Source organism: Streptomyces sp. BPTC-684, from assembly GCF_030028635.1.
GTDB classification, from domain to species: domain Bacteria; phylum Actinomycetota; class Actinomycetes; order Streptomycetales; family Streptomycetaceae; genus Streptomyces; species Streptomyces noboritoensis.
In genome coordinates this window covers 7,210,717-7,236,738 of sequence record NZ_CP124863.1, presented here as the reverse complement: position 1 = coordinate 7,236,738, position 26,022 = coordinate 7,210,717, and the positions used below count along the sequence as shown (strand labels likewise).

General features: G+C 69.7%; 19 protein-coding genes and 7 pseudogenes. 13 read left to right on the top strand and 13 right to left on the bottom strand.

Translation table 11 applies throughout. The annotated features are described in order from the left end of the window. Positions 1-334 precede the first annotated feature (334 nt). Both QIY60_RS32200 and QIY60_RS32195 read left to right on the top strand, forming a co-directional pair. Positions 335-1,398: pseudogene (locus QIY60_RS32200) on the top strand (IS110 family transposase). Between the two features lie 235 nt (positions 1,399-1,633). Beyond that, the gene (locus tag QIY60_RS32195; RefSeq protein ID WP_283145680.1) at positions 1,634-2,962 is read left to right on the top strand and encodes an IS110 family transposase; all 1,329 of its coding nucleotides are present in this window, start codon (positions 1,634-1,636) and stop codon (positions 2,960-2,962) included. Between the two features lie 269 nt (positions 2,963-3,231). Here QIY60_RS32195 and QIY60_RS32190 read toward each other — a convergent pair whose 3' ends face one another. Together QIY60_RS32190 and QIY60_RS32185 are read right to left on the bottom strand one after the other, a co-directional pair. Beyond that, complete coding sequence (locus QIY60_RS32190) at positions 3,232-4,035, bottom strand: NAD(P)H-binding protein (RefSeq protein ID WP_283145679.1); 804 nt, start codon at positions 4,033-4,035, stop codon at positions 3,232-3,234. A 48-nt stretch (positions 4,036-4,083) separates the two neighbouring features. After that, positions 4,084-4,977, bottom strand: coding sequence for an RNA polymerase sigma-70 factor (locus tag QIY60_RS32185; RefSeq protein ID WP_283145678.1), 894 nt, complete (start codon positions 4,975-4,977; stop codon positions 4,084-4,086). Between the two features lie 43 nt (positions 4,978-5,020). On the opposite strand from QIY60_RS32185, the gene QIY60_RS32180 reads away from it, so the two are divergent. From QIY60_RS32180 to QIY60_RS32150, 7 genes and pseudogenes are all read left to right on the top strand, one after another. Continuing rightward, a complete protein-coding gene (locus QIY60_RS32180) occupies positions 5,021-5,674 on the top strand; it encodes a Helicase associated domain protein (protein ID WP_349253991.1) in 654 nt (217 codons plus the stop codon). Between the two features lie 207 nt (positions 5,675-5,881). Then, positions 5,882-6,643, top strand: coding sequence for a MerR family transcriptional regulator (locus QIY60_RS32175; RefSeq protein WP_283145677.1), 762 nt, complete (start codon positions 5,882-5,884; stop codon positions 6,641-6,643). A gap of 58 nt (positions 6,644-6,701) precedes the next feature. After that, on the top strand, positions 6,702-6,968 hold the full coding sequence (locus QIY60_RS32170; RefSeq protein ID WP_283145676.1) for a DUF6193 family natural product biosynthesis protein: 267 nt from the start codon (positions 6,702-6,704) through the stop codon (positions 6,966-6,968). A 102-nt stretch (positions 6,969-7,070) separates the two neighbouring features. Further along, complete coding sequence (locus QIY60_RS32165; RefSeq protein ID WP_283145675.1) at positions 7,071-7,370, top strand: SDR family NAD(P)-dependent oxidoreductase; 300 nt, start codon at positions 7,071-7,073, stop codon at positions 7,368-7,370. Between the two features lie 49 nt (positions 7,371-7,419). Next, entirely contained in the window at positions 7,420-7,797 is a 378-nt protein-coding gene (locus QIY60_RS32160) for an SDR family NAD(P)-dependent oxidoreductase (RefSeq protein WP_283146137.1), read from the top strand. Between the two features lie 700 nt (positions 7,798-8,497). Further along, positions 8,498-8,706 (top strand): annotated as a pseudogene (locus QIY60_RS32155) (SDR family NAD(P)-dependent oxidoreductase); the annotation flags it as partial. Positions 8,707-9,355: 649 nt separating this feature from the next. Then, the gene (locus tag QIY60_RS32150) at positions 9,356-10,285 is read left to right on the top strand and encodes a hypothetical protein (RefSeq protein WP_283145674.1); all 930 of its coding nucleotides are present in this window, start codon (positions 9,356-9,358) and stop codon (positions 10,283-10,285) included. A gap of 506 nt (positions 10,286-10,791) precedes the next feature. On the opposite strand, the gene QIY60_RS32145 is transcribed toward QIY60_RS32150, so the two are convergent. Further along, positions 10,792-11,070 (bottom strand): DUF3761 domain-containing protein, encoded by a 279-nt coding sequence (locus QIY60_RS32145; protein WP_283145673.1) that lies wholly within the window; start codon positions 11,068-11,070, stop codon positions 10,792-10,794. Positions 11,071-11,324: 254 nt separating this feature from the next. Between QIY60_RS32145 and QIY60_RS32140 the strand changes: the two genes are divergently transcribed. After that, positions 11,325-11,915 (top strand): maleylpyruvate isomerase N-terminal domain-containing protein, encoded by a 591-nt coding sequence (locus QIY60_RS32140; protein ID WP_283145672.1) that lies wholly within the window; start codon positions 11,325-11,327, stop codon positions 11,913-11,915. Positions 11,916-12,067: 152 nt separating this feature from the next. Next, positions 12,068-12,259, top strand: a pseudogene (locus QIY60_RS32135) (IS5/IS1182 family transposase); the annotation flags it as partial. A gap of 180 nt (positions 12,260-12,439) precedes the next feature. Here QIY60_RS32135 and QIY60_RS32130 read toward each other — a convergent pair. The 8 genes and pseudogenes from QIY60_RS32130 to QIY60_RS32095 form a co-directional block, all read right to left on the bottom strand. Next, positions 12,440-13,399, bottom strand: a complete 960-nt coding sequence (locus QIY60_RS32130; RefSeq protein WP_283145671.1) for a peptidase — start codon at positions 13,397-13,399, stop codon at positions 12,440-12,442. A 296-nt stretch (positions 13,400-13,695) separates the two neighbouring features. Next, complete coding sequence (locus QIY60_RS32125; RefSeq protein ID WP_283145670.1) at positions 13,696-13,899, bottom strand: antitoxin; 204 nt, start codon at positions 13,897-13,899, stop codon at positions 13,696-13,698. Positions 13,900-14,073: 174 nt separating this feature from the next. Next, a pseudogene (locus tag QIY60_RS32120) lies at positions 14,074-14,253 on the bottom strand (hypothetical protein); the annotation flags it as partial. A gap of 274 nt (positions 14,254-14,527) precedes the next feature. Continuing rightward, complete coding sequence (locus tag QIY60_RS32115) at positions 14,528-14,986, bottom strand: Rrf2 family transcriptional regulator (protein WP_283145669.1); 459 nt, start codon at positions 14,984-14,986, stop codon at positions 14,528-14,530. A gap of 52 nt (positions 14,987-15,038) precedes the next feature. Then, on the bottom strand, positions 15,039-16,265 hold the full coding sequence (locus tag QIY60_RS32110; RefSeq protein ID WP_283145668.1) for an acyl-CoA dehydrogenase family protein: 1,227 nt from the start codon (positions 16,263-16,265) through the stop codon (positions 15,039-15,041). A 566-nt stretch (positions 16,266-16,831) separates the two neighbouring features. After that, positions 16,832-17,332, bottom strand: a pseudogene (locus QIY60_RS32105) (LLM class flavin-dependent oxidoreductase); the annotation flags it as partial. A 79-nt stretch (positions 17,333-17,411) separates the two neighbouring features. Continuing rightward, a complete protein-coding gene (locus tag QIY60_RS32100) occupies positions 17,412-18,635 on the bottom strand; it encodes a helix-turn-helix domain-containing protein (protein WP_283145667.1) in 1,224 nt (407 codons plus the stop codon). Beyond that, on the bottom strand, positions 18,635-18,796 hold the full coding sequence (locus tag QIY60_RS32095; protein ID WP_283145666.1) for a hypothetical protein: 162 nt from the start codon (positions 18,794-18,796) through the stop codon (positions 18,635-18,637). The genes QIY60_RS32100 and QIY60_RS32095 overlap by 1 nt, the downstream gene beginning before the upstream one ends. Positions 18,797-18,981: 185 nt before the next feature. Between QIY60_RS32095 and QIY60_RS32090 the strand changes: the two genes are divergently transcribed. Then, a complete protein-coding gene (locus QIY60_RS32090) occupies positions 18,982-19,971 on the top strand; it encodes a DUF3068 domain-containing protein (RefSeq protein ID WP_283145665.1) in 990 nt (329 codons plus the stop codon). Positions 19,972-20,098: 127 nt separating this feature from the next. Next, a pseudogene (locus QIY60_RS32085) lies at positions 20,099-20,467 on the top strand (glycosyltransferase family 1 protein); the annotation flags it as partial. Between the two features lie 261 nt (positions 20,468-20,728). Here the strand turns inward: QIY60_RS32085 and QIY60_RS32080 are convergent. Further along, positions 20,729-20,952, bottom strand: a pseudogene (locus QIY60_RS32080) (IS110 family transposase); the annotation flags it as partial. A 149-nt stretch (positions 20,953-21,101) separates the two neighbouring features. Continuing rightward, complete coding sequence (locus QIY60_RS32075; RefSeq protein ID WP_283145664.1) at positions 21,102-25,523, bottom strand: hypothetical protein; 4,422 nt, start codon at positions 25,521-25,523, stop codon at positions 21,102-21,104. Positions 25,524-26,022 lie beyond the last annotated feature (499 nt).

Here is a 26,022-nt window from a genome sequence, read left to right as displayed (position 1 = left end):
CAGGACGCTGGCCTCGCGCTCGATAAGAGAGGGAACGGAGTGCGGCGGGCACCCTGACTTGAAGTCACTGCGTCACCTTCACGCCTCTGTCGAGCCACACCGCGTGGGTGTCGGCCGGCGGCGGCACGCTATGAGTGAGCCAGCCCGTGGGCGGCAAGGAGCACTGCGGGCCCGTGCCGACCGACACCCTGGACGCTACGGCTGCAGACCGAGCGTCTGGGGTCGATTCAACAAGTCAGAAGCCTGGCCAGAGGTCCCATCACTGTCTTGTCCGTCTGCCCGGCCGGCTCGCGCCCTCCCACCGGTGAGCGTTGGAAGGGCAGCACACAACAGCATGGCAGACGAGATAGCGGTGGTCGGCGGGATCGACACGCACACCGACCTGCACCAGGCCGCGGTCATCGACACCATCGGCCGGCACCTGGCCACCGCGCAGTTCGAGACCACCCCGCAGGGCTACCAGCGGCTGCTGGACTGGCTGCAGTCCCATGGCGAGGTTCTCGCGGTCGGGGTCGAGGGAACCGGGGCCTACGGCGCCGAGATCGCCCGCTTCCTCACCGCGAACGACGTCACGGTGGTCGAGGTGGACCGGCCAGACCGCAAGGCGAGGCGGGACAACGGCAAGTCCGATCCCATCGACGCCTACGGGGCCGCGACCGCGGTTCTGTCCGGCCGAGCGGGCGGAACACCCAAGACCCGTAACGGGATCGTGGAGGCGATCCGGGCATTGCGGGTGGTCCGCAAGAGCGCGGTCAAGGCACGCACCCAGACCATCAACCAGATCCGAACCCTCATCGTCACCGCGCCGTCCACGGTCCGCGACAGCCTGCGCGGCCTGCCCACACGGGGGCTGGTCGACACCCTGGCCCGCTCCCGTCCCACCGGCGAACTCGACGACCCCGCCCGCGCGGTGAAGACCTCACTGCGACGGCTCGCCCGCCGCTACCAGGCCCTCGACGAGGAGATCAAGGACGCGGACAAGGAGATCGGGCCACTGGTCACCCAGGCAGCCCCGAGACTCATCGCCCTGCCCGGGGTCGGTCCTGAAGCGGCCGGCAGCTGCTGACCAGCGCGGGCGACAACCCCGACCGGCTCCACTCCGAAGCCGCCTTCGCCCACCTCTGCGGGGCCGCCCCGGTCCCGGCCTCTTCCGGCCGCACCAACCGCCACCGCCTCAACCGCGGTGGTGACCGCGCGGCCAACAACGCGCTCCACACCATCGTGCTGGTCCGCATGAAATACGACCAGCGAACCCAGGAGTACGTCGCCCGACGCACTACCGAAGGCATGGCCAAGAAGGACATCATCCGGTGCCTGAAACGGTTCGTCGCCCGCGAGATCTACCGAGATCTACCCCATGTGACCCACCCCGCCAAACCGCTCCCACAGACCGCTTGACGATCTATAGGAGTCGACCGTTCACCTGCTGTGACGCCCCGCAGGCGTGAAAATCGGTACAGGGGCTGTCCGCCGACGCCGCTTGACGTTTGGGCTGTGAGCCCGCATAGGAGTCTGGTGAGGGAGCCGTCAGAGGGGGCCGCACACTGTCGCCTTGAGCACGCCGATCAGCTTCTCCGTTACCCCCTTGGCTTCCCCGGCAGCCCCGTCCACACGAGCACAACAGGGGTATGCCATGGAGGAGTTGAGGGAGGACCACGACGACGGAACGGTCGCCAGGGTCGCGGCGATCGACATCGGCAAGGCGTCCGGGATGGTCTGCCTGCGCGTCCCGCACGACACCATCGAGGGCCGACGTGTCCAGAAGGTCTGGACGGTCGCCTCGATGACCAACGCGATCCTCGAGCTCGGCGACACGCTGGTCTGCCAGGGGGTCGAGCGGGTGGTCATGGAAGCGACGGGCTCGTACTGGCGCCCGTTCTTCTACCTGCTGGAAGCCCGCGGCCTGGACTGCTGGCTCGTCAACGCACGCGACGTGAAGAACGTCCCCGGCCGGCCCAAGACCGACAAGCTGGACGCGGTCTGGCTGGCCAAGCTCGCCGAACGCGGCATGGTCCGGGCCTCCTTCGTCCCACCGAAACCGGTGCGGCAGCTGCGGGACTTCACCCGCACCCGCACCGTGTTCGTCCAGGAACGCACCCGCCACAAGCACCGCGTCGACAAAGCCCTGCAGGACGCGCAGATCAAACTGCCCGGTGTCGTCTCGGACCTGTTCGGCAGGTCCGGACGGGCCATGCTCGACGCAATGGTCGCCGGCGAACGCAACCCGCGCACCCTCGCCGACCTCGCAAGGGGCAACCTGGTGAAGAAGAAGCCGGCGCTCGTCGAGGCCCTCACCGGCCAGTTCGAGGACCACCACGCCCGGCTGCTGCAGGTGCTGCTGGGCACCGTCGACCACCTCACCGCGCAGATCCAGGAACTCGACCGGCTCATCGCCCGCACCCTGGAGGAGATCACCACCCCGCACGGCGGTTCGGGCACCGGTGACGAGCCGACAGCCACCACAGTGAGCGCGCGCGTCCTGGCCGAACGGCTGGACGCTGTTCCCGGCATCGGACCCGCCACCGCGCAGATCATCCTCGCCGAGATCGGCGCGGACATGCGCCGCTTCCCCACGCCCGAACACCTCGTCCCGTGGGCCAAGTTGTGCCCGCGCACCATCCAGTCCGGGGCGAAGAACACGTCGGGGCCGGCCGGGCAGGGCAACCCCTGGCTCAAGGGCGCTCTCGGTGAGGCCGCCAACGCTGCCGCCCGCACCGACACCTTCCTCGGCGCCCGCTACCGCCGCATCGTCAAACGCCGCGGCCACGCCAAAGCCCTGGTCGCCGCCCGCTCGATACTCGTCATCACCTGGCACCTGATCAACGACCCGGACGCCTCCTACCAGGAACTCGGCACAGACTGGCACCGCCGTCACCTCGACCCCGCCCGCAAGACCCGCGACCTCGTCCGCCAGCTCCAGGCCCTCGGCCACCAGGTCGCGCTCAGCCCGGCATCAGCCTGACCGCCCCATCTCACCGCCATCCGGTCCGCAAGCGGCCCGGATGCTGCCCCTGCCCTCCCGCACCTCGATTTTCCGATCAGTGTCAACGCGCTCATGGAGTAGACGATCGCCCGTTCAAGACCGAAGTCATCAAACCGCAGCGGCCGTGGAAGACGCTCTCGCACGTCGAGCTCGCCACCGCCGAGTGGGTCACGGTTCAACCGCCGCCGACAGTGCGGGCCCGAGTGGCCCGCACCCGCCCGATTCCCTTGGCGCAGACCGCGTCGAGGTCAGCGGGCGACACTCTCGGCCAGGTATTCCTCCCAGGTCCGCTTGCCCACCGCCCGGTCGGGTGTGGTCAGGGCGCCGGAACGGAAGCCTGCCCCGATCTTCCCCGGGATGAAAACCGGCAGGACGCGACGGCGCTTGCCTGCCGCTCGCAGCCAGTCCTTGGCCAGCCGGTCGGCCGTGTACACCGTGGGCCCGGCAAGGTCCGGCACCCTCCCCCAGCCGCCGGCCGGGGGTGCCCCCTTGCCCGGCTCACCCAGGGCCAACTCGACCAGCCGGTCCGCTACATCGCCCTGGTGCACAGGCTGGCAATCGGTGCCGGTCGGCACGATGACCACGGGCAGCTTCGACAAGACCCCGAAAGCCATGTTCAGCAGCTCGGGAAACTGAGTGGCGCGCAGATTGGTCCAGCCGATCCCCGAGGCCGCCAGCAGCCGCTCGCACTCCAGCTTGATCCGGTAATAGGGGTACGGGATGCGGTCGATGCCGACGATCGAGATGTTGACGATGTGCTCGACCCCGGAGCGCCTCGCAGCCTCCAGCAAGTGATTGAAGGCCGGGATGTCGTTCTTGAAGTGCCGGATATCGGTCGCGCAGTGGATGACCGTGCGGACCCCGGCGAACGCCTCGTCCAGCCCGGTGCCGGTCACCAGATCACCGGTGAACCAGGCCACCCCCGGGTCGTCCGGCAGCGTGACCCCGCGGGTGAGGGCCCGCAGCGGCAGCCCGGTGCGGCGCGCCCGGTCCAGCACCTCGCGGCCGAGCACACCTGTCGCACCGGTCACCATGATCGCTTCGTTCTTCATCAGCCACAGCCCTTCTCGTATTGCCGTCACCGATGAAGAACCGACGACTCACGGGTTCTGTGACAGCCCCGGCAGCTGATTCGCCAGAAAGACTAGTTTGTCCGGGTTCCGTACGAGCCGGATACCGGTGATCCCGGCCTCGCCGACCTCCAGCGCACCGAACGAGGTCAGCTCGCCGTCCTCCCAGCCGAGCACCACCGGACTGCCGTTCGCCTCGACGATCTCGATCCGCACCCCGTTCGCCCACCGGGCGAACAGACCCGCCAGGAACCGGGCCACCATCTCCCGGCCGACGACCGGCCGCCGCGCCGCACCCACCTTGCCGCCGCCGTCCGACCACGCGACCACCTGGTCGGCGAGCAACGCCTCCAACTGCGGCATCGCCCCCTCGGCCGCCGCCTCCAGGAACCGGGCCAGCAGTTCGTCACCCAGCGTCTGCGAGGAGGAGAACCTCGGCCGGTCGTCCGTCAGATGCTGCTTGGCCCTGCGGTACAGCTGCCGCGCGTTCGCCTCCGAGCAGTCGAGCACACCCGCGATGTCCCGATGGCTGTAGTCGAAGGCGTCGCGAAGCACCACAGCCGCCCGCTCCGGCGGTGTCAACCGCTCCATCATCACCAGCACCGCCAGCGATACCGTGTCCCGCTGCTCCGCCGTCTCCATGGGCCCGAGCGCCCCGCCGTCGGTCCGCACAGGCTCCGGCAGCCACGGCCCGACGTACTCCTCGCGCTGGGCCCGCGCCGAGGTCAGCCGGTTCAGACACAGATTGGTCAGCACCTTTGCCAGCCACGGCCCCGGCGCTACGACTTGGCCCGGCTCGGCCCCGTGCCACCGCAGGTAGGCATCCTGCACGGCGTCCTCTGCCTCCGTCGCCGACCCGAGCATCCGGTACGCCAACGAGAACAGCCGGGGCCGGTGCGCCTCAAACTCCTGTGCCTTGTACATGGGTCACACGCTAGACGAGCCGTAGCGAGCTCGAACCTGCCCCATCGGGAAACGATCATTCCGCGGTCGGGAAGCGGTCTTCGGGCTGTTCTGGATCGAGGCAGCGGCGCGGTGGGTTCAGGAGAACCCGCAGGTGGCGCTGAAGGTTCCGTTCGGCTTCGTGGCACCGGACCACTGGCCGCACGCCGGCTTCCCGCTGGGGGTGTGGCTGGCGGACCAGCGCAAGTACTACAACGCCGGGGAGCTGTCGAAGCACCGCATCCAGCAGCTGGACGCGCTGGGGATGGTGTGGAACCACCAGGACCTGGCGTTCGAGGAAGGCCTGACCGTGGCGCGCGCCTGGGACTGGGAGCACGGGCACTTCCTGCCGCCGGCCACCGCGGTGTGGAACGGGCACCCGATCGGGACATGGGCGAAGAACATGCGTGGCAGAGCCTGGCGCGAGCGACACGCCATGCGGGCCGGCTGCGAGGCTACGGTCTCCGAGACCGTCCATGCCCATGGCCTGCGCAGCTGTCGCTACCGGGGAATCGCCAAGACACATGTCCAACACGTCTTGACCGCCGCCGGAACCGACATCGTCAGGCTGAGCGACTGCTTCCCACCCAGCACCGCGCCCTCACGACCGTCTCGGCCCGCCAGCCCCTTCCAACTTCTCTGCCGAAAGCTGAAGTTCAGCACCTCACGAGACCGGTGAAGATCACCAACAGCGTCCATGTGCCAGAACCGAGTTTTCGACAGCGCCGGGTTGTGCCAGCAGGCCGATCGTGTTCACCGTCCGTGCGGCCGCCGGTCGGTGTGTAAGAAGCTGGGAGTTGGGCTTGAAGCTGCCGCAGCGGAAGCCTCTACCGTCCTTTGCAGGGCCGGAGATTCCGGCCCGGTGAAGCACGTGTGGGAGGCGGCGATGGCCTGGCCGATCGCGGAGGTCGCCCGGATGTCGGGGGTGACGGCCCGGACCCTACGGCACTACGACGATATCGGCCTGCTGGTGCCGGCCTGGACCGGGGCAGGCGGCCACCGCTACTACGAGGAGCGCCAGCTGCTGCGGCTGCAGCAGGTTCTCGTGCTGCGGGCGCTGGGTGTGGGACTGCCGGAGATCGGGCGGATCCTGGCCGCGCAGGTCGACGAACTGGCAGCCTTGCGGGGCCACCATGGTCGGCTGCTCGCCGAGCGCGACCGCCTCGATGCCCTGGCCGCGACCGTCGCCCGCACGATCACCGAACTGGAGCAGTCCAGGAAGGACGGCACAGACATGATCAGCATCAGCCGGCCGGAGAACCTGTTCGAGGGCATCCGGCCCGCCCAGTGCATGAAGGCCCTGCACGGCTTCCCGGAACTGGTCGGGGCCGTCGAACGGCACACCGCGGCGTTGAGCCGGGCCGAGACCGAGGCCGACGAGCGCGCACGCACCGCACAGATGATCCGGCTCGCCGAGCTGATGGCCACCGGCCTGCCCGCGGACGCCGACACCGTGCAGGACGAGATCGACACCCAGTACCGCACACTCGCCCAGAGCCGGGCAGCCACCGCCGCAGAATACCGCGCCATCGGACGCTGCTGCGTGGACAACGAACACTGGCGCGCGGCCTACGAGTCGATCACACCGGGCCTGGCCACCTACCAGCGGGACGCCATCGAAGCCTACGCCGCAACCCGGCTGCGCTGAACCGGAACCGGGCCGCCGCCCACGGGGGGGGAGCGGCGGCCCTGCCGGGCCGGGCCACGTGCCAGTCCCACCGACAAAGGACCCGCCGCCGAGGAACGCCCGCCTGGGGGAAGCGGCTCACGCCGATCCGAGGCTGCGGCAGCTCTACGTGTACTCCAGCCACTGGACGCTTGGCTTCAGCCTCTGCACCGGATTCCCCTTCCGGGATGAGGTGGCCATACCCTGTCACACAACGGCAGCCCCTGCTGACCGACGCGTTCGGCATTCCGGACAGCCTTCTCGACGTCCCTGCGGCCACCCCCTCGTTCGTACGCCGCTACCTTGACCCCGAGTACGCCGGGACGCCTCATGGCTGACTGCACGCAGACTCCGCCCGAGCCGTCCCGGGCACTGATCACCGGGGCCGGCGGGGGGGGTCGGCCGGGCCGTGGCCGAGTGCTTCGTCCGCGCGGATCTGCGGGTCGCCCTCAACGGACGGAACCCCGAACGGCTCTCCGAGGCCTCCGCCCACCTGCGTGACCTGGGCGGCCAGGTGCTGGAGCTACCGGGCGACGCGGGCGACGAACCGCCCGTACGCGGTGCGCTGGACCGTGTCGCCGACCTCTGGGGCGGCGTGGACGTCGTCGTGGACAACGCCGGTGTCGGCGGCTGCACGGCCCCCCCCTGTGGAGCACGCCGTTGGACCAGTGGTGGGACGGGTTCGGCATCAACGTCCGCACCACCGTGACGACCCTGGCCGCCGCCGTCCCGGCACTGCGCGGCTCGGGTGGGGACGCCTGATCCACATCAGCAGCGCGGCGGGCGTAGAGGGCTGGCCGTACGCCTCCGCCTACGCCGCCGCCAAGGCCGCCGGCATCAGCCTCTGCCGGGACCTGGCACGCGAACTGGCATGTGAACCCGTCAAGATGTTTGCCTGCCACCCCGGAATCCTGGAGACCGGCCTCACCGAAGCGGTCCTGCGAGAGCCCCAGGGCGGCGATCGCTGGCGCAGGCTCCACGCCGCCTGGTTCGCCCGGCAGATCAGGGACGGCCGCACGGTGCCCGTACCTGTGGCCGCCCGAGTGGTGCTCGCCCTGGCGTGCGGCGCTTACGACGACTTCAGCGGCCGCTATCTCACCACGGGCGGCCTGAGCGGTCTCGATGTCCCGGAGTAGCCGGGGAGCAGCCGGTGCCACCGGACGCCGTTCGGGCCGATGTTCATGAAGTTGCTCCGCGAGTCCGCGTTCGAGCCCGCGCCGTCGTTCCAGGGGCCGCACCAGGTGAGGTTGCCCCTGAATCCCTTGGTGTCGTTGTCGGTGCAGCTCACGCCGTGTGCGTACACGCGTTTGCCCACACCATCTCGAGGCCTGGATGTCGGCGTCGTCCAGACGGTCGTCGAAGACTTCGGCCAGGGCCGCCCTGCGAGTGGCGTCGGCCGCGGCGAACGCTTCGCGGCCCGCGTCGGTGAGCGCTATCCGCACGGAGCGCGCGTCGTTCGGCGCGGACGCGCAGGCCATCAGGCCGCGGGCCTGCAGCGCGTCGGCCACGCGGGACACCTGGCTGCGAGGAGGGTCTTGGCGCCCAGATCGGACGCGGCCACCGGCTCCTGCTGCCCGTACAGCCAGAGCATGACCTCGAACCAGGACAGGGAGAGGTCGTGCGCCCGGGGCAGCGCCTGGTCAATGCGGGGCCGAGTGTGGCGCCGGCCCAAACCAACCGTAGAAGCATCGGTCACGTGGGGGCAGGTCGCCCGAGGTGAGGTCGGGTCGTGTGCGGGCCATGCAGCCGTACCTGTTTGCGTGTACGTACACATAAGTTGTAGTGCGTGCACACATAGATACCGGTGTGAGCCGCCTGGCCGTAAGGCGGGACTTGATGGGAACTCCGAACATCGTCCTAATCACCGGGCCCTCCTCGGGCATCGGGCTCGCCACCGCGGTCGGCGCGGCCCGGACCGCCTGCGTGTCGTCGCCACGATGCGGGACGCCGGACGGGCCGACGCGCTCCTCAAGGCCGTCGCCGAGGCGGGCGTGGGCGATCTCGTACAGGTCAAGCGTCTGGACGTGACCGATGCGACGTCCGTCACCATCTCTCAACCCGTACAGGAAGGGTCACACCCGACACCGAGCAAGATCAGTCTCTATCGGAACTCGCTCGGAATTGTCCTGCGGTTTCGCGCTTGACGTCCAGTCACCCCGTAATCATCAGCACCACGGAAACCCCATCTCCGCACCTCACCGGCACACAACAAGACACTCCCACACGAACTCGCGGACACATCGACGCAAGTCAGCACGCGTGTCGGACCGGGCCACGCAGTGCTCTGCCGGTGATGACCGTACATAGCGAGCCCCCCGCCCCTGCCCCTTGCCAGGGGCGCGCGACAGGCCCGCCAACTCCGCCGCACTGAGGTTTTCTGCTCGGGGTGGCGTACCAGGAGGGCGCCAGTCCAACGGCTATGGGATACAGCTGGCGGGCCTTGCGGGCGGCGACGGACCGTGTCATGCTCGCCGACATGATCAAGAGAATCGAGTCGTCCGTCCGCCGATGAGCGAGACGGCCGGGATGCAACTGCCCGGATCACAGACGACCCTGTTCGAACACGCGCTACGACTGCACCGGCTGGCCCCGGACGAGCCGCTACCGCGGGAGGGGGAGCCCTACCCCGACGATGCATTCCACACTCACCGGCCTTGGCCGACACGTGAGGGCCGACGCTCAGCCGGCAGGGACGTGGCGCTCATCCTGGACGCGCATTTCGCGCAGGCCTCCGCCCTGCCCAGCGAATTGGCCGATGCCTTCCGTGACGTTCACGTCCCCCTTCACCACAACGAGCACATCGCCGCTGCGGCTGAGCGGGCGGACAGGGAACGCGTTCGCCGAACGGGCCGCTGGCTGGTCCGCCACGGGACCGATCGATGCGCGGTCACCGTCGGGCTTGCTCTGATCGCTGCCGTGGGGACCGCTGACGACGCCTCGCTGACGCAAACGATCGGTCTGCTCTCCAACCGCTTCGGGCCACTGGCGGCACTCGCCCTCGAGCGTCGGACGGGAGGAGCCGAGGCCCTGCTCTGGCTTGCCGAGCGGGTCACCGGCTGGGGACGCGTCCATGTCGTTGAGGCTCTCTGCAGACTCGACGACCCGGCTGCCCGACGATGGCTGCTTCGCAGAGCCTGCGACGGCGACGTCCTCAACGGGTACTTCGCCGACAAGGTCGCCACGGCTGCGAACCTCCATGAGACGCTCGGAGAATTCGGCACGGACAGCGAGCTGGTCGACCACACCGGTCGGCTCCTCTGCTCGATGAGTGACTGCGGGGGGATGGGGCTCACCCTCGCTCGCTACCCCCATTCGGGAGTGGTCCTGGAAGCTCATGCTCGCCATGTGGGCTCGCTCGACCCGACCACCGAGCGGTACCTCACGATCGCCCTGCTTGCTCAACACCTGACCACGAAGTCTCCCGAGGCTGCCGGGTGCACCGTGGAACAGCGGGAAGCGCTCCGGGAAACGTACATCTCGGTGCTCGACCGCGAGGAGTGGACCCAGACGGCACGCGCGGGCCTGGCGGCAGAGGACGACCAGACGCGGTGGCTCACCGACCACCGGGCTCCGCAGCCGAGATTGCGTGCGTTCCCCGATCGACGACCGGACACCGAGGAGTAGCGCAGGGCAGGAACAATTGCGGTTTCGGCCGGGGGTGACGGTGATCTCGGGTGCGGGCGTTTCCCGGTGGCATGCGGGCGTCCATGTCGAGGGTTCACCTCGCCGCAGGGGCGAACGTGGGACCAGAACAGCCGGGTCGGGCCCCACCGGTCGGCAGACGTGAGCAGGCCGTCCCGCTCCGGCTCGCCGAGGACGTCCAGGGCCCGGGCCGCCGCCGGGCCCTTGCGGTAGCTCGCCCGCTCCCCCACGGTCAGATCCCCGGCGGATCGCGTGCAGGAACGTCGACAACGACGGCACCGGATCCTGCACCGGCAGGGCGGCTGGGAGCGGCATGCCGCTCGGTGGTACGGACGTGGCTGCCGGCCAGTTCACTCCGAGGGCACAGGCCCGGGAGACTCCGTACGGCTGGCCCACGTAGCGCCGTCATTGACAAGCGAGGCGCGGCAGACACGGGCAAGGCCCCGCCACCGAAAGGGACGGGGCCCCGCGATGGGTCTACGTGAGCGCTACTTCCACCAGTAGCGGACGCCCCGGTGGTGCGAGCACGTCCCGCTGGAGTGCCGCGAGTCCGAGTAGCCGCCGTCGCGGCACGTGGCGCTCTGGTACTTGTCGCGCGGCTTCTTGCCGGCCTTCCAGCCGCAGACGCCCGTGGTGTGGCGGACGCACTTGTGAGCGGTGTTGGTCTTCGGAAGCGTCGTCGCGGCGTCCGCCGTGGTGGCGCCTCCGAGAGCCACGGTCAAGGCGACAGCGGCAGTCGCCGCGACGGAGGCAAGACGGGTCTTCAAAGATCCCTCCCTGTTTGAACAACGGTCAAGTGAGCCTACATAGCCATTGACCTGGCAAGAACATGCCATCAGGCCATGAAGGGACCACGGACCAGCCACCCACTCCGCACGGGCCTTCAGCAGCACGGGCAGGCCAGGGGGGCCGGTCTCGCATTCCTGCCGACCCCACCCACCCCGCAGCCGAACTCGACCTCCTCCCCCACAGCACGACCCGGCCCCAGCTCCTCACCTCCGCCCGCCTCAAAGACCCACGGGTGCCGGGCCAATGGCTGCCGGCGTCGGCCGGCTGGCGCACGGCATGGCAGGCGCGTACCGCCGAGGTGATCGCCCGCACCCGTGCCCACGCACCCGAGCGGACACTGGAGCTCTGGCGAACGCAGTCCAGCGCGCTGCTGGCGTCCCCGGCGGCCCGCGACCAGGCGGCGGCCCGCCCCATGACTTTGATGGGCCTGAGCCTGCCGCTGTCCGATCACTTCCTCATCCGAGGCTTCGAGACATGGATCCACACGGTCGACATCGCAAGCGCACTGGACATGCGAGTGCCGCCACCGGTGGAGCGGCACCTGACACCGCTGGTGCACCTCGCGGTGCGCATCCTGCGCCTCGCCGTCGGTGGCCGCATGCCCTCGGTCCTGTTGAGGGTGGGGACCGGAGCGGGTGACCAGTGGGTGCTGGGCCGTCCGGCAGCGAATCCTCCAACAGCCGAACTTTCCCTGGACCCGGTGGACTTCTTCCTCCTCATCGGCGGCCGGTACACCCCACAGGACGTGCCCCGCAGGACGACGGGAGAGACGGCCCCGGCGTGGGCAGTGCTGCAGTGGGCAGCGGAACTGGCGTGGCCGTGAGCACGGTCATCGCACGGGGCCGCATCCGTCCAGTGATTCCTCGGGATCGCTGGTGGTCGCGCATCCGTTTCACCCGCTGACGGCCAGCGTCCCACAGTGTTGTTCACCAAGCGGCGGGTGGGACAGGTGGTGTCATCAAGTGGGAGGCTTCCATCGACTCGACAGGCTGCCGGGCCCACCGGCATGCCGCCGGGGCCCGGAAAAGGGGGATCACGATCCAGGCCTGACGTCCCCGGACGGGCTGGCGGCCGAGCCGGGACCGCGCGATCGGCCGACCGCGCGGCGGCCTGACGACCAGGGTTCATCTCGCGGTCGACCTGATCGGCGGGGAGGGGCGGCCCTTGAGGATGAGAGCTTCGTCGGCTTTTGCCGCGGGGCCGGTCGCGGACGGGATCGGTGAAGGGCCGGCGGGCCGGGGTACATCCCCGGCCGAGGGCCCAAGTCGCGCTCACGCGGCGGATTCCTGAGCGGTGGCCCGGCGGGGATGCTCCGCGCCGGGCCGCCGGGTAGTGCCGGTATGTGCCTCAGGAACTCTGCGCCTTGTTGTACAGGGCTTGGACCTCACTGCCGAAGTACGGCCCGAACATCCGGTTCGGCAAGAAGACATAGCCGAAGCTGTTCACCGAGACCTGCAGGCCCGTGCCCGCCGACTCGCTGAAGCCGGTGAACCAGGGTCCGCCGCTGGAGCCGCCGGTCATGTTGCAGCTGAGACCGTGATCGTTGGAGAAGAGGAAGTCCTTGGAGGAGTTCCCGCTGCAGTAGATCAGCTTCGTACCGTCGTACGGAGAGGCGGCGGGGAAGCCGAAGGCGTACATGGGCTTGTTGTAGCCGCCGTTGAACTGGATGCCCTGCGCGCCGACGACCGAGGTCAGCTTCTGGCCGTTCAGCGGGGCGACGACGGCCGCCCCGACGTCGTAGTTGATGTCCTCGCCGGCCTCCCACTGCGGGGTGGTCAGGGTCTTGGCCGCGGTCCACTGGCCGTATGGGGCGTTGCCGTTGTTGTACGCGGGGACGAACACCCAGTTGGTGTGCCAGCTGCCCTGGTACTTCACGCAGTGCCCGGCCGTGATCACGGTGCTGGCGTTCTGGCTGGTGACGGCGTTGCCCGAACACGAGGCGGTGCGGCCCTGGAAGGTGAAGAACACCCGTCCCGAGGTCTTCACCACAGCCCCGCCGCCGGTCCATGCGCCGCCCGGCTGCGGGAAGGCGGTCGGAGCGACGGTCGCCGTCCGGCCGGTCGGCTTCGGTGTCCTGAGGCTCTTGAGGGCCTCGGAAGTGAGGGCCAGATCGAGGGGGGTGGCGCTGCGCATCCGCTCGGCGGTCCAGAAGCCGCCTGCCACGCGCTGGTCGGCCGCTGATACGGTACGGGCCGCCGCCTTGGGGGTGTGCGTGGCGGCTGTGGCGTTGCCGGAGGCCGCGAGGCCCCCGGTGAGCAGGGCGCCGACGGCCAACAGAATGCCCGCGGCAGTGCGATGGCGTCTCACGCATGTCTCCTTCTGCCGTGCCCGGGCCTGACGGCCCGGCAGGTGGGGGATGAACGGTGCGGATCGGCGTGCGGGAAGCAGAGTGCCACGACGGGCTGTCCGTGTCAGTAGCGCTGGAAGAGCAGATCTCCTCGGGGGCCGGCGCGAACCACCGGATGCCTGCTGAGGGAACGGGGTGACAAGGTCACCCCCGCGCACCCGGTCGGCCGCAGCCGCAGGATGGCGTAACGGGGCGTTGGGGTCCCCCTTAAATAGCCTGCGGGGAACCCCTGGGCACGTGCTGACGACGCGCCGCATCAGGCCGACGGGCGCTTGTCCTCCAGCTTGTCGATGAAACCCTTCGCCTTCTCGACACCGGCGTCGATCTTGTCGCTGTACTTGCCGTCCGTCTTCCCGTCGACGACATCAGCGATCTTCTCCAGCCCCTTGCCCACGACCCCGCTGTGCTCCGCCGCCAGCTCGGTCGCCTTCTCCTTCAACGCCTTCAGGGTGTCGAACACGCTTCGGTTCCATCCTCTCCCCGGCGACCCACCCCGGCAGGGTGACCGCCTTCGCCCAGTGATCAGTCCTACTCTCCCATGATCCACACGCATGATGACAACCGGCCCATCCCGGGACACACCCGGCACCCTCGGCCGACAAGCCACTGGCCGACGCGCGCGGAGACCCGACGCTCAACCACACGCCCCCACCTCGTTGTTCGGCGCCCCGTCGCCGACCGGCGGCAGCTCGCCGCGCTCGACGGGCTGTCCGGCATCGCCCTGCCGGAAAGGCAGTACGGCGTCGAGTTCCGCGTCGCTCGCCGCATGCGCGGCCTCGGCCGCCCTGCGCAAGGCGGCGCGGTCAACGGCCTGGGTATCGGCGTCGACCCGCACGAGACGCCCGCCCACCGGGGTCGCGTACTCGTGTTGTGCACCGGCGTTCCGCAGCCGACCAGGGCAATGGGCACTATGGCCGTCACAAGCAAGAGGGGGCGCGGCAGACTTCCTGCGGTCATGGCGCCGTACAGGTGTCACCCTGCGGCGGGAGCGTAGACCCGGCCCGCACACAGGCATCGCCCAGGTCGGACCGCTCGGCGCGGGACGGTCCGCCGTCGCGCCCCGACGCACGGCTGAGCGCACCGTCCGGCTAGGGGTTCGTCCAAGCCTCCGGGGCCTCGGCAAGGTCCAGGACCTCAGCGGGCAGCTTGGCCGCGGCCACGTCTGCCAGGGTCACCTCGTCCAGGATCTTGCGCACGTTGGCACGTACCGCGACCCACAGCGGCAGCAGCGGCTCCGCGGGACCGGTGTAGGAGAGCTCGGGTGGGCGCACCCCCCGTACCGACACGAGAGGGCCGTCCGCCACGCGGATCACGTCGGCGATGGCGATGGAGTCCGCCGGGCGGGCCAGCCGGTAGCCGCCGTTCCCGCCGCGCTGGCTGACCACGAGGCCGCCCCGGCGCAAGTCGCCCAGGATGCCCTCCAGGAACTTGTGCGGAATGCCCTGCGCCGCGGCGATCACCTCCGCCTTGAGTGACGTGTCGTCACCCGCCGCGGCCAGTTCCAGCGCAGCCCGCACCGCATAGTCCGCCTTGGCCGAGATCCGCATGTGCTGATTATCTCCCACTGCCAAGTCCACCCGTCACCGACCGCGCACGCCGTCAGGCGGGGAGGGCGAACGGGGGGTGCGTGCCGTTGAGGTAGTAGTCCCCGACCTCGCGAAGCCTCGGCGCGACGGGCTCGCGCAGGGTGTGCGTACGGGCGTTGCGCCAGAAGCGGTCGAATCCGTGCCGCGAGGAAGCGGCGTCGGCGCCGATCACGTCCAGGGCGTGTGTGGTGATCTCCTGTGCCGCCCGGGAGGCGGCGGCCTCGGCCGCACTCGCGAGCACGGTGATCTCCGCGCACTCGTCGTCGTCGATGTCCTCGCCACGGGCGAGGCCGCGGGTCAGGGCCTCCACCGCCTGGTCGGCGAGGGCGGACGCGGAGCGTGCGGCGACGGTGAGCTCGCCGTAGGCCGTCAGCGCGTAGGGGTCCTGCGGCGGAGTGCCCGGCCAGGGCCGTTGCGGGGACGGCTGCCGGCGTGAGTGCGCGGCCCTGCGGTACTCACGGGCTTCGGCCACCAGCCCCTCGGCGACACCGAGACAGAACTGGACGGAGAACAGCCGCGCGGTCGGTACGGCCAGTGCGGCGAACGGCGACAGGACACCCTCGTCCGAGGAGAGGGAGCCGAGCACCTGGTCGGCCGGGACCGGCACCGAGTCGAACCGCACGCTGCCGCCGGCCAGCCGCTGGCCGAAGGCATCCCCGTCGCTGCCGCACACCACGCCGGGGTGCGCGGAGTCGACGAAGACGGCCAGGGGTTCCCCGGTGTCGAGCCGTGCGGCACAGACCGCCAGCCGGTCGGCGACCATCGCCGCGGAGGCGTAGATCCGGCTGCCGTCGAGCACATAGCCGTTCGCGGTGGAGGTCAGCGTGAGCGGCGGCTCATGGGAGGCGAACCCGCCTCCCCAGCACCACCGCCCCACCGCTGACTCCTGCTCGACGCGCGCGGCAAGGGCGGGCGCGGCGAAGAACCGGGCGCCGACGGACAGGAAGTAGTGCCGTCCGAGCAGATGGCCGATCGCCCCGTCGGCCGCGGATATCGTCCGTACGACAGCGTAGGCCGTACGCCAGTCAGCGCCTCCGCCGCCGTGTCCCGCCGGTGCCAGCAGCGTCAGCAAGCCCGCCTCGCGCAGCCGGGAGACCTCGTCCAGCGGCGCCTCGCCGACCTGCTCGCGCAGGGCCGCGTCCGTGGCCAGGTCGTCCGCCATCTCACGGGCTATGTGCAGCCAGTACGCGTGCCCCCGCTCCGCGTGGATGAGGTCGTCTTCCGGTAGTGCGATGGTCATGGGCTCTTCTTTCAGGTGCCGAAGAGAAAGCGATGCCGCAGGACCCGGTCGGCTCTGAGGTCCGGCGCGGGCACGGCAGCGGCTCCGGCAGACCCGCCGCGGGTGGGGCCCGGCGAGGTGACATGGGAGGAGAGGAGCGGCACGCGGTGACGCGTCAGCCGTTGCCTCGCGCGCAACAGCACACGGCGCTGGCCACGCGACAGAAGTCGACATGCCTGCGGCGAACGAGCGGCTGCTGCTTGCGGGACATGCACCCGATCCTGAGTCACCCCGTCGACCGGCGTCAAGCATTCCCTAGTAATCCAATAGGGAAACTGGGGAAAGGGTCGCGCTGTGACTGATTACCGTTCTTGGGTGGCGAGTTCACGACGGCGGGCGAGACGTGCCACCGTGCGGGCACGCAAGCCCGACCGGGTCGTCGCTCGGCGCGGGAGAGAGGCCGGGGCACCCACCACTGTCGTGCCGGGGTTGTCACCGGAGCCGCCGGCGGTCAGTGCCGGCAGAGGCAGCAGAGCGACGGCGGCGATGCGCGGACAGGTTCTGGTCGCGCGGCGGTTCACACGTCCATCGCCCAAGAAGTCGTAGCGCGGGCGGAGAGGATGCTGGCGCCGAGGCCGTAGGAGTCGAGCAGCGCCTGGGCGACCGTCTCCGGGATGCCGACCAGGGCGTTGGAATTTCCCGCGCCACCCGTGGCGGCGGCCGTCGGGGTCCACAAGGCGCGGTCGTAGCGCTCCCCACCCCGGCGACGGCGAGCACCCGCTGCGAGCCAGTGCCCTCGGGGGTGCCGGTCCGGCGGTACCGTCTCACGCCGTTTCCTGATGGCACCGACCGTGCGGTGGCCCTTCTCCCAGGCCAGTTCCTCGACCGGAGCGATGATCGGGCGGAACGCCACCCGGATGCGCGGAACGCCGGTGCGGCCCGCGGCCTTCGCGGCCTCTTCACCGCCTCGATCTGCTCGGCGGTCTTGTCCAGGGGCTCGCCCCACAGGCAGTAGATGTCGGCCTCGGCGCCCCCGGCGGCGTACCCGACGAGCCGCCCAACGAGACGTTCGGGTGGGGCTGGTCAAGTTGACCCCTGCGCGACAAAAGCCGCTCACGGCACACGCGGAAGGCATCGCCCGGCCGTGCGACGCCCCGGCGCACGCCGTCACTCCGGGGGCGATGCCAGCTCGCCGCGCAGCCGCCGGGCTCTGAGTACCAGTTCCAGCTCGAAGCGGCGGTCGGGGTCGGCGACCTCGTCGCCCCACAACTCTCTGATCTGGCGCAGCCGGTAGCGTACGGTCTGCGGATGCACCCCGAGCCGGGCCGCGATCTCCATAGTGCCGCCCCGGGTTTCGAGCCAGGCGAGCAGTGTCTCGGCGAGGTGGCGGGCCTGGGCGGGGCCGCAGGTGAGCAGTGGGGCCAGTCGGCGCCGGTCGAGGTCGCCGAGGAGCTCCTCGGCCGGAAGCAGGACCAGCGCCTCGGTGTAGTCCGTGCACTGGACCACCGCGCCGCCGGGCAGGAGGCCGCGCTCGATGAGCTGTACGGCGGCGGCCGCCCATCGCAGCGACTTCGGCGCCTGGACCAGCGGTACGGAGGGACCCAGCGCCCCGGACCAGCCGGCGGTGGCGCGCCGCAGCAGTTCGGGCCGCCCGGCCGCGTCCGGCTCGGGGACGACCATGCGGGGCTGCTCGCGCTCCATGTCGAGCAGGACGTCCTGGCCGACGGCCGGGGCCACGGCCTCACGGGCGGGCCTCAGGAGTACGGCGACGGCGACCCGGTGGGGCAGGGCCCAGCCGATCCGGGCGGCGCGTTCGGCGAGCATGCCCGACCGGTCCGCGCGCGGCCATTCCGTCAGCAGCTGGTCCAGCAACTGGCGCTGCAGCCTCATACGTTCGTTGGCCTGCAGTGCCACGGCCTCGGCGTAGCCGCGCATGGTCTCGGCGACCATGCCGTCTAGGTATTCGAAGCCGGACTCGGCCACCTCGTACATGGCGGGGGCGGGAATGCCCACCTTGTCGCCGAGCTCGGCGAGGCGCCGCCAGGCGAGTTTGACGCCGAGCCGGTAGATGGCCTGGAGCGAGTTGAGGCTGCGGCCGGAGAGGACCTGGTCACGGCCGAACTCCTGGAACACATAGGGGGGTTCGCGGGGCAGACCGAAACCGTCGGCCATGCTCCCGACGAACTGCTCAAGGGCGCGCCGGATGCCGACGAGTGCCAGCGGCTCGCCCGATTCGTCGAGGGTGAGCGGCAGCCCCGGATACTCCCGGCGGATCTGGCGCAGGATCGACTGGGCGAGGTCGGGGACCTCGTCGAGCGCGAGCTCCGCGAACCTGCGCACCTGCGGCCGGGGCACCTTGCGCCAGGCGGAGTCGGTCGAGGTGGTGGGCACTAGGGGGTTCCCGAAGCGGGAGTGGCCACCGGAAAGGTGACCAGCGGATCGTTCGGCTGATCCGGGGGGATGCCGAGCAGGGCGACGATGCCGAAGGACACCGCGATCGCGAGCGCGGCAGCGAGTACTGCGGTCAGGGCGACGGTGAGAAGTCTGGGCATGGCGCGGGAAGCCCCTTCCATCTGGCGACGCACCGGCCCGGGTTCGACAACAGGCAAGCATGGGAGTGGCATTGACACTCCGTCAAGCCCGGTCCTACGGTTCCCGGCTCATAAGTCGCCGATACGGCGACGCCCCCCACGCACCGACACCTGGGATACCCGAACTCTCCCCCGGAGGCACACATATGAGCCGCACTGTGTCACGCCTGGCACTCGTCTCACTCGGGCTCGGCGTCTTTCTGCTGACCCTCGCGCCCCTGCTCGCCTGGTACGTCACACCGCACGCGAAGCGCACCCCCATCGATGTGGACATCACCACCGTCTCCACCGGCAACGGCAGCTACTTCGACACCACTTCGCTCTCCGTGCTCCACGACCAGACGCTCACCATCACTCGACGGGTCCTCGGGAACGTCGCCGAGAGCAAGCACAGCGGCCACGCCGTGTGGGACGTCTCGACGACCATCGACACCCCGCGCACCCTGCCCCTGGCCGACCCGCGCAAGTCGCTCCAGTGGACCACCGAGCGCTGGGTCACCGACCGGCGCACCAACGCCCCGGTCCACTGCTGCCAGGAGGCCCCGGTTCCGCACCAAGGGGACGCGTACCTCAAGTTCCCCTTCGACCTGCGCAAACGCACCTACCAGTGGTGGGACGCCACGCTGAACGGGACCGTACCGCTGCACTACGCCGGCACCGGCAAGGTCCTCGGGCACCAGGGCTACCGGTACACCGGGACCGTACCGCCCACCCGCGTCGGCACCCGACAGGTCCCCGGCATCCTCGTCGGTCTGCCGAGGCGCCCGCAGGTCCAGGCCGAGGAGTGGTACGCGAACCCGGCGATCGACCTGGTGGTCGACCGGCGCACCGGCCGTGTGCTCGACGCCGCGATCTCACCTGTGAAGAGCCTGCGCGCTCCGGGCGGGGCGAAGGACGCGGTGACCCTGCTCCAGGGCGACCGGCTGGAATTCGACCGCCAGACCCAGCACCGCCAGGTGGACCTCGCGGCGAAGGACAACCGCAAACTGCTCCTTATCGGCACCGTCGCGCCGCTGGCCGGGGCCGGAACGGGCACCCTGCTCACAGCGGCAAGCGCGGGCTTGATGGTGTTCAAGCTGCGGAAATCGCCACGGCTAGCACGAAGGGGCGAAACATTGCAGTCACCGAAGTCCTGAATTGTCATCCCGGTGAGTAGCCGATCGGAAGGCGACGGCGAAAACTGACCATCCCACACACCAACCCAGTACGCACACCCCGGACGACATCCCCACACGCTCCGGCCTGAGCCGCGTTGGAGCATCCATGGCCCAGTACGTGCAACCGCACGCCGTCCCGACGGCCCCGGCGTCAAGCCCGCCGGGGCCCCCACCCCATAAACCTCCGGCACTCCCCCACCGCATCGTCTACCTCGCCCGGCGCGATCCCGGCAACCCGGCCGCCGGCGGTTCCGAACTCCTCGTGGACCGCCTGGCCCGAGGGCTGACCGCGCAGGGCCATCAAGTCACCCTGCTGTGCGGCGACCTCGACGCCTACCGCGACTACCGGGTCGTCTCCGCGGGCGGCAACACCGGCCACCATCTGCGCGCTCGTGCCCCGTCGGCCCGCCAGGTCGGCGACTGCGACCTCCTGGTCGAGGTCTGCGACGGCATGCCCCATGTGGCTCTCCTATGGCGCGAGGGCAAGCGCGCCGTCACCACGCGGGACCGCTGGCAGCAGATCCATGACCGCTCTCGCTCGCCAGCAGCCCGGCACCGGTCGACGGGCCTGCACCGGGAGTGCGCCCGTGCTGGCCGGCCGTCGCACCGCGATGCGTGTGCGCACACAATGCGACGCCGGATGATGTGCCGCGCCCCGCGGACTCTCGGTGATCTCTCGTTCGTGGCAGCGGAGTGCGGGATTGTTGTAGTCGTAGCCCCTGCCGCGCTCGGCGATCGCCCGAGGGGCGCCGGCCTGCAACTCCAGTTTGCGTTCCTTGAAGGCGACCAGGCTGGGCCGGGCGAAGGCGTAGTCCTGCTCCTTGGTGACCAGGCGCCAGCACAGGGGTCATCTTCCGGACGGTGGCCACCACCGCGATCCGGAACCCGCGCCGGGCCTCGATCCGCTGAGAGAAGGCGCGCAGCGGCCCCGGATGCGGACCAGGCGGCCTCCACCAGCATGCCGGTCTGCGGGGCGACGGCATGCGGCCAGGCCCGGGGGATCAGGTTCGGGACGCCGTTCGAGGCCGGAAGAAAAAGAACAGGCTGAGCGGGGTGGGGGTGTGCTGCGTGGTGCAGCACACCCCCACCGACCGCTGTCTCTGGTGGTGTTATTTGCTGGTGAGGGTGAAGGCGGCGGTCATGTCCGCGCCGTTGCCGTCGTTGTTGAGGGCGGCGGTGGCGTGGTAGCGACCGCCGACGTCGGCGTTGCGGGTGCGGTGCTCACCGTCACCGACGTAGGCGTCGTGGTTGAGCCATCCGGGGCGGGGATTGACCCATCCGATGGTGGTGCTCGTGTCGCCCACGAGGATGCGGGCGCGGCCTTCGGTGCCGTACAGGCCGGACCGGGAGACGGTCTTCCATTCGACCGCCTCGAACGGCCGGACCTGCTGCGGAGGGTAGGAGTCGAAGTATCCGCTCTCCGCCTGTGCGTTGCTGATCGATACGGTCTGGCCGGTGTTGTTCACGAAGCTGACGCACGCGTACATCTCGTACGGCCAGCCGCGGGACGACGTCGCGCAGGAGTTGGACGGGATCGTCTTGTCCTGGGGGGCGATGTCGGCGAACACCACATCCTGCGCGGTCCGCTGGGCGGTCAGCTGGTGCCACTGGCTGTTGTCTGCGGCCACGCGTTCACGTGTGTTGCCGCCGACGAGCTGGGTGGACAGGGCCGCGTCCTGGGTGACCTGGTAGCGGTGCTGACCGTCGTCGGTCGTCTCCCAGCGCAGGGTGAACTTCTGCGTGCCGCCGGTGCCGTAGGTCACCGAGCCGCGCAGCGGTCCCTTGCCGCTGAGCGTGCTGTGCGCCAGCGTCAGCCACTGGTCCTTGTCCTTGGGCAGGCGCTCGGGCAGCGGCGCCACCAGCCTGCCGGTGCCTTCCACTTCGGTCTTCATCAGCTCCAGGTCCTGGCCGCTGGAGTTGCGCAGCCCGACGCGCAGCGACTGATCGGCCACGGACGGCGGGACCGTGCCGAACCACCGCTGGAAGTCCGTCTCCTGGATCGGCTGGACGGGAAGCTCCTTGATGATGGTGAACGCCCGGGCCCACTGCTTCTGTGCCATGCAGTCGATACCGAAGCCGACGGTGCTGTTGTCGCACGTGCCGAACTCGTCGCGCACCGCGTCCATGAACTTGCGGTTGAAATCGGCGACCAGACTGGTGTCGCCCTCGAGCTTGCGGACGTTGGCTTCCATGACCTTCGCCATGGAAGCCTCGAACTGCCCGGCGCTGTCGGCCAGGAGCCGGGCCGCCCTGTCCTTGATCTTCGGCAGCGTGTCCGCGATGGCCTGGGCCATGCCGGGCTCACCCGCCCGACTCTGGAAGGTCGCCTCGATCTGGGCGACCGAGGCGTACACGTTCTGCTCCAGCCTCCCGTACATGGCCTTGACCGCGATCTCAACCTGCGGTCGGATCTTCTCCTGCGCAACGCTGGTCAGCATCTGGTGGAACGCCGCGTCCCGCCGACTGCCCAGCTCCTTCTTGACCACCTCCGGATCGACAAAGCTGGTCGCGCCCGCGCCCAGTCCCCCGCCGGCCCAGTGGTGCATCTTCTGGCTGTCCGCGATCGCCTTGCCGATCTCGTCCACGACCGCCTTGCCGAAGACGTAGAGGGCCGCCCCCGCATCGACGATCTCACCGATCGCGGGGACATACTGGCTGGCCAGCCAGCCGGCCAGCATCGCGCCGCTGAGGGCGGCTTCTTCGGTGTTGCCGTGGGCCAGCCCGTCGACCAACCCCACCGCAGGCCCGAGAACCGGTGTGAAAGCCGTCAGCGCCGCCGCCTTCGTCAGGCCGTCCGCATCACTGTCCAGCGTCTTGACCGCGTCGATGACCATCTGCGGTGTCATCGCGGCCCCCAATGCGGAGTTCAGGTGCTTCGCCGTCTCCGGGAACACGTTGAAGGCCCGCTCCGAGGTCAGTGAATCGCGCAACGACGACGTGAACACCTCTCCGCCGACCTCGGTCTGGCCCTTGCGGGCCCTGTCGACCATCTGCTGCGCGGTCTTCTTCCACTCCTCATACGACCGCGGCTCCAAGGGGACCACCTTCGGCAGCTTGGCCTGCTTGGCGAGCACCTCTGCCAGAGCGGTCCCCGGTTTGCCCACCTCACCGAGCGCTGCGGCCAGTTCGGTCAGCGCCGCACTCGCCTCCGCCAGTTTGGTGCTGTCGGCCTTTCCTCCCGCGACGGCGGCCTCCAGCTTCTCCCGGACCGCCTTGGCCTTCTCCCGGATCTGCGCCGGAGCATCCGCGGCATTCTCCAGTGCGCCTGCCGCCTCGGCCAGGGCCTGGGCCGCGGCAGCCGTCTTTCCCTCACGCCGCAGCGCATCGAGCGCCTCTGCCAGCTGCTGCACGAACCCGATCTCCGTGCACCCGCTCACCGAGCCCTTGGCGCGCGCGGCGCCCGCCGAACGCTTCAGACGCGCCGGGCCGACCGGGCAGCCGTGCATCATCGCCTCGGCATCGGCGAAGCCGCGGGTTCCCTTTTTGAACCGCTCGACGAGTTCCGGCTTGTTCCCCTGCACCATCTCCCAGGGAACGATGAGCTCGTACCGTTCCGCTCCGTTCCGGTCCGTGGTGCCGTCCTTCATCTTCAGGACGGTCTTCTTCTCGGCGAGGGAGTCCATCAGCGGAGCATCGCCAGGAACACCGAGTTCGTCCTTGACGCGCTTGAGCCGCCTCTCCGCGAACTGGCCGTCGGTTTCCCCCTGCTCCTTCGCGATGTTCACGGTGGCCACGGTGAGGGGTCCCTCCACGGTCACCTTCACCACCCCGCCGGCAGACATCCGCATCCCCTCCTGGGCGACGCTGTACCCGGCGGCATGACTCTCGGACTCCGCCAGGTAGAACGCCTTCCAGTTCGCATCGTCGTTCCCGGCGCTGCCCTGCCGCTCGATCCCGGCCAGGACGCTGTCCACGTCTCCGGGCTTGACGCCGTGGAAGCCCTCCAGCTTCTCCCGCACCACCTCCCGGGTGATGCCACCCGCAGCGGGATCCGCCTCCGCGACGGGCAACCGCAGCGGCGCATCCGGATGCTCCCGCAGCACACCGCGGACTTCTTCGATACGGCTCCGCGTCTCCTGCGTCACCTCCTCGGGCCGGCCGTCCGCATGGCACACCACCGGCTGACGGCCGAAGAAACGCGAGCACGCCCGCACCACCCTGGACAGGGGCTTCTTCCCTGCCTTCTCCAGCCGCGCCTCGAACGCGTCGGGGTCCTTCAGGTCCGCGTCGGTGACCTTCTCCCCGGGCGGCAGGGTGACGAACTTGCCCTTCAGCTGCTCCTCGGGGATACCCGATTCCTTCGCGAGCGGTGCCGTGGGCAGCGAGTAGTGCTCCCGTGCCTGCCACCCGCGCTCGCGGGCCAGGCTGGTCTCCGTGAGAGGGAAGGTGTCGATACGGGCCGCCTGCGTCTGCAGCAGCGGCTCCAGGTCCATCTCCTTGCCCGCGGCCTTCTCCTTCAGCTTCTCCTTGGCCTTGTCCGCCGAGGCCTCGAAGTGCTTCATCCCGAGCGTGGGCTCATCGCGCCTGGCCTTCACATAGGGCAGGAGAGTCTCCGCGTCCTTCCCGCCGTTCGTGGCGACCTCTTCACCCGAGATCTGCACCTCCGCGGTCTTGACCGAGCCGTCGGCGGCCGGGTAGTCCACCGGTACCGGGATCTTCGTATCCGGGTACAAAGCCCCCTGCAGATAGTGCGCGACGTGCACCAGCTCATGCGCCAGCATCTGCACCCAGCCCACCAGGATGCGCTTCTTGTTCGCCTCGTAGCCGAGGAAAGCCGCCCTCTTGTCGGGTACGTTGACGATGCCCTGGGTGCCGATGCCGTCCCGGGTGTGCGCCGGATTGTAAGGCTCCGCACGGGGTTCGGTGGCGCTCACGTCCATGTGCATGATGGCGGCCATCCCCAGCTCCCCGTCCGGGACCTTGGCCTCGCGATCGGCCGCCTTGTACGCGTCGTACTTCTTCTTCAGCCCCTCGGGCCACCGCTCGGGGTCATCCGGCATCCCCCGCGTGAAGACGGCACTCGCGTCCTTGAGCCCGGCCGCCGCCTCCGCTTCACCCGCCGCCACATCAAGCGGGCGCATGCGGCTGATCCCCTCCAGCAGCCTCCTGCCCTGAGGGGCACTGGCGAGTTCCTCGACGAACTCGGCCATCTCGCGAACGAAGGCCTCGGCCTCTTCCGCCTCTGCTCCGCTGCTCCCCGTGGGCAGCACATGGCCCCCGTCGTAGGCGGTGTACCTGTCGGTCAGGACGATGATCCCCGACCGCACGTCCGACCCGGGGATGGGTATGCGATACCCGGCAGCCTGCTGCCCCGTCGGCATCTTGACCTGCACCCGCTCGTACGCGCGCACCCCCCGCTTGCCGACGGAACTGGCAGCAGCCGCCGCACGCACCACACCGGCCGCCCCGGGGCCGCGCTCAGCCGCGGGTGCCGGTGCGGCCAGCACCGGGGGAATACCGCCCAGCAGAGCGGCCGTGACGAGCGCGCCGATCAGCGGCACCCGTATCGAACTCTTTGAAACTGTTCTCATCTACTTCTCTCGAAACCCGCCACACCAGCACGGCACTGCCGCCCGCCGTCCACAACGGGCGGACAGCAGCACCTGCATGACGGAATGTCCACTACACGACGTGCGACCACGCACCACGGCGGACAAGCGCCGAAAGGACACGGGCACCAGCCCGCGGCACAGGGAGCAGCAGCACGAAGGCAGCGGCCGACGCCCCTCCCCCGGGCCGCCGCACCCCCACTACATGGTCAAGCACGAATAAAACAGGACCTTAACAAGAAGATCATGGTTTAGCAGGCAACAAAACCTTCATCCATGAATGCCTGAAATAAGCATGTGCTGGACGCCCCAGAGAGACACGTGTGGGGCCGACGACGGGGGCGGGGCTGGCGGTTCGGCGCGACACCGCACTCAACTCACCGAACTGATGGCACTTCTTGAAACGGGGTCTGTACGGAGTGTGCAAGACGAGGAGGTGTGCCGCGTCTGCGGCTACTCGGATGGCAGCCTCTTCTTCGAG

What these genes read in the sequence shown, in the direction of transcription:
- QIY60_RS32190 (WP_283145679.1), bottom strand. Translation starts at nt 4,035, where the DNA reads ATGAAGAACGAAGCGATCATGGTGACCGGTGCGACAGGTGTGCTCGGC.
- QIY60_RS32110 (WP_283145668.1), bottom strand. Translation starts at nt 16,265, where the DNA reads ATGACCATCGCACTACCGGAAGACGACCTCATCCACGCGGAGCGGGGG.
- QIY60_RS32185 (WP_283145678.1), bottom strand. Translation starts at nt 4,977, where the DNA reads ATGTACAAGGCACAGGAGTTTGAGGCGCACCGGCCCCGGCTGTTCTCG.
- QIY60_RS32095 (WP_283145666.1), bottom strand. Translation starts at nt 18,796, where the DNA reads ATGCCCAGACTTCTCACCGTCGCCCTGACCGCAGTACTCGCTGCCGCG.
- QIY60_RS32115 (WP_283145669.1), bottom strand. Translation starts at nt 14,986, where the DNA reads ATGCGGATCTCGGCCAAGGCGGACTATGCGGTGCGGGCTGCGCTGGAA.
- QIY60_RS32195 (WP_283145680.1), top strand. Translation starts at nt 1,634, where the DNA reads ATGGAGGAGTTGAGGGAGGACCACGACGACGGAACGGTCGCCAGGGTC.
- QIY60_RS32090 (WP_283145665.1), top strand. Translation starts at nt 18,982, where the DNA reads ATGAGCCGCACTGTGTCACGCCTGGCACTCGTCTCACTCGGGCTCGGC.
- QIY60_RS32075 (WP_283145664.1), bottom strand. Translation starts at nt 25,523, where the DNA reads ATGAGAACAGTTTCAAAGAGTTCGATACGGGTGCCGCTGATCGGCGCG.
- QIY60_RS32175 (WP_283145677.1), top strand. Translation starts at nt 5,882, where the DNA reads ATGGCCTGGCCGATCGCGGAGGTCGCCCGGATGTCGGGGGTGACGGCC.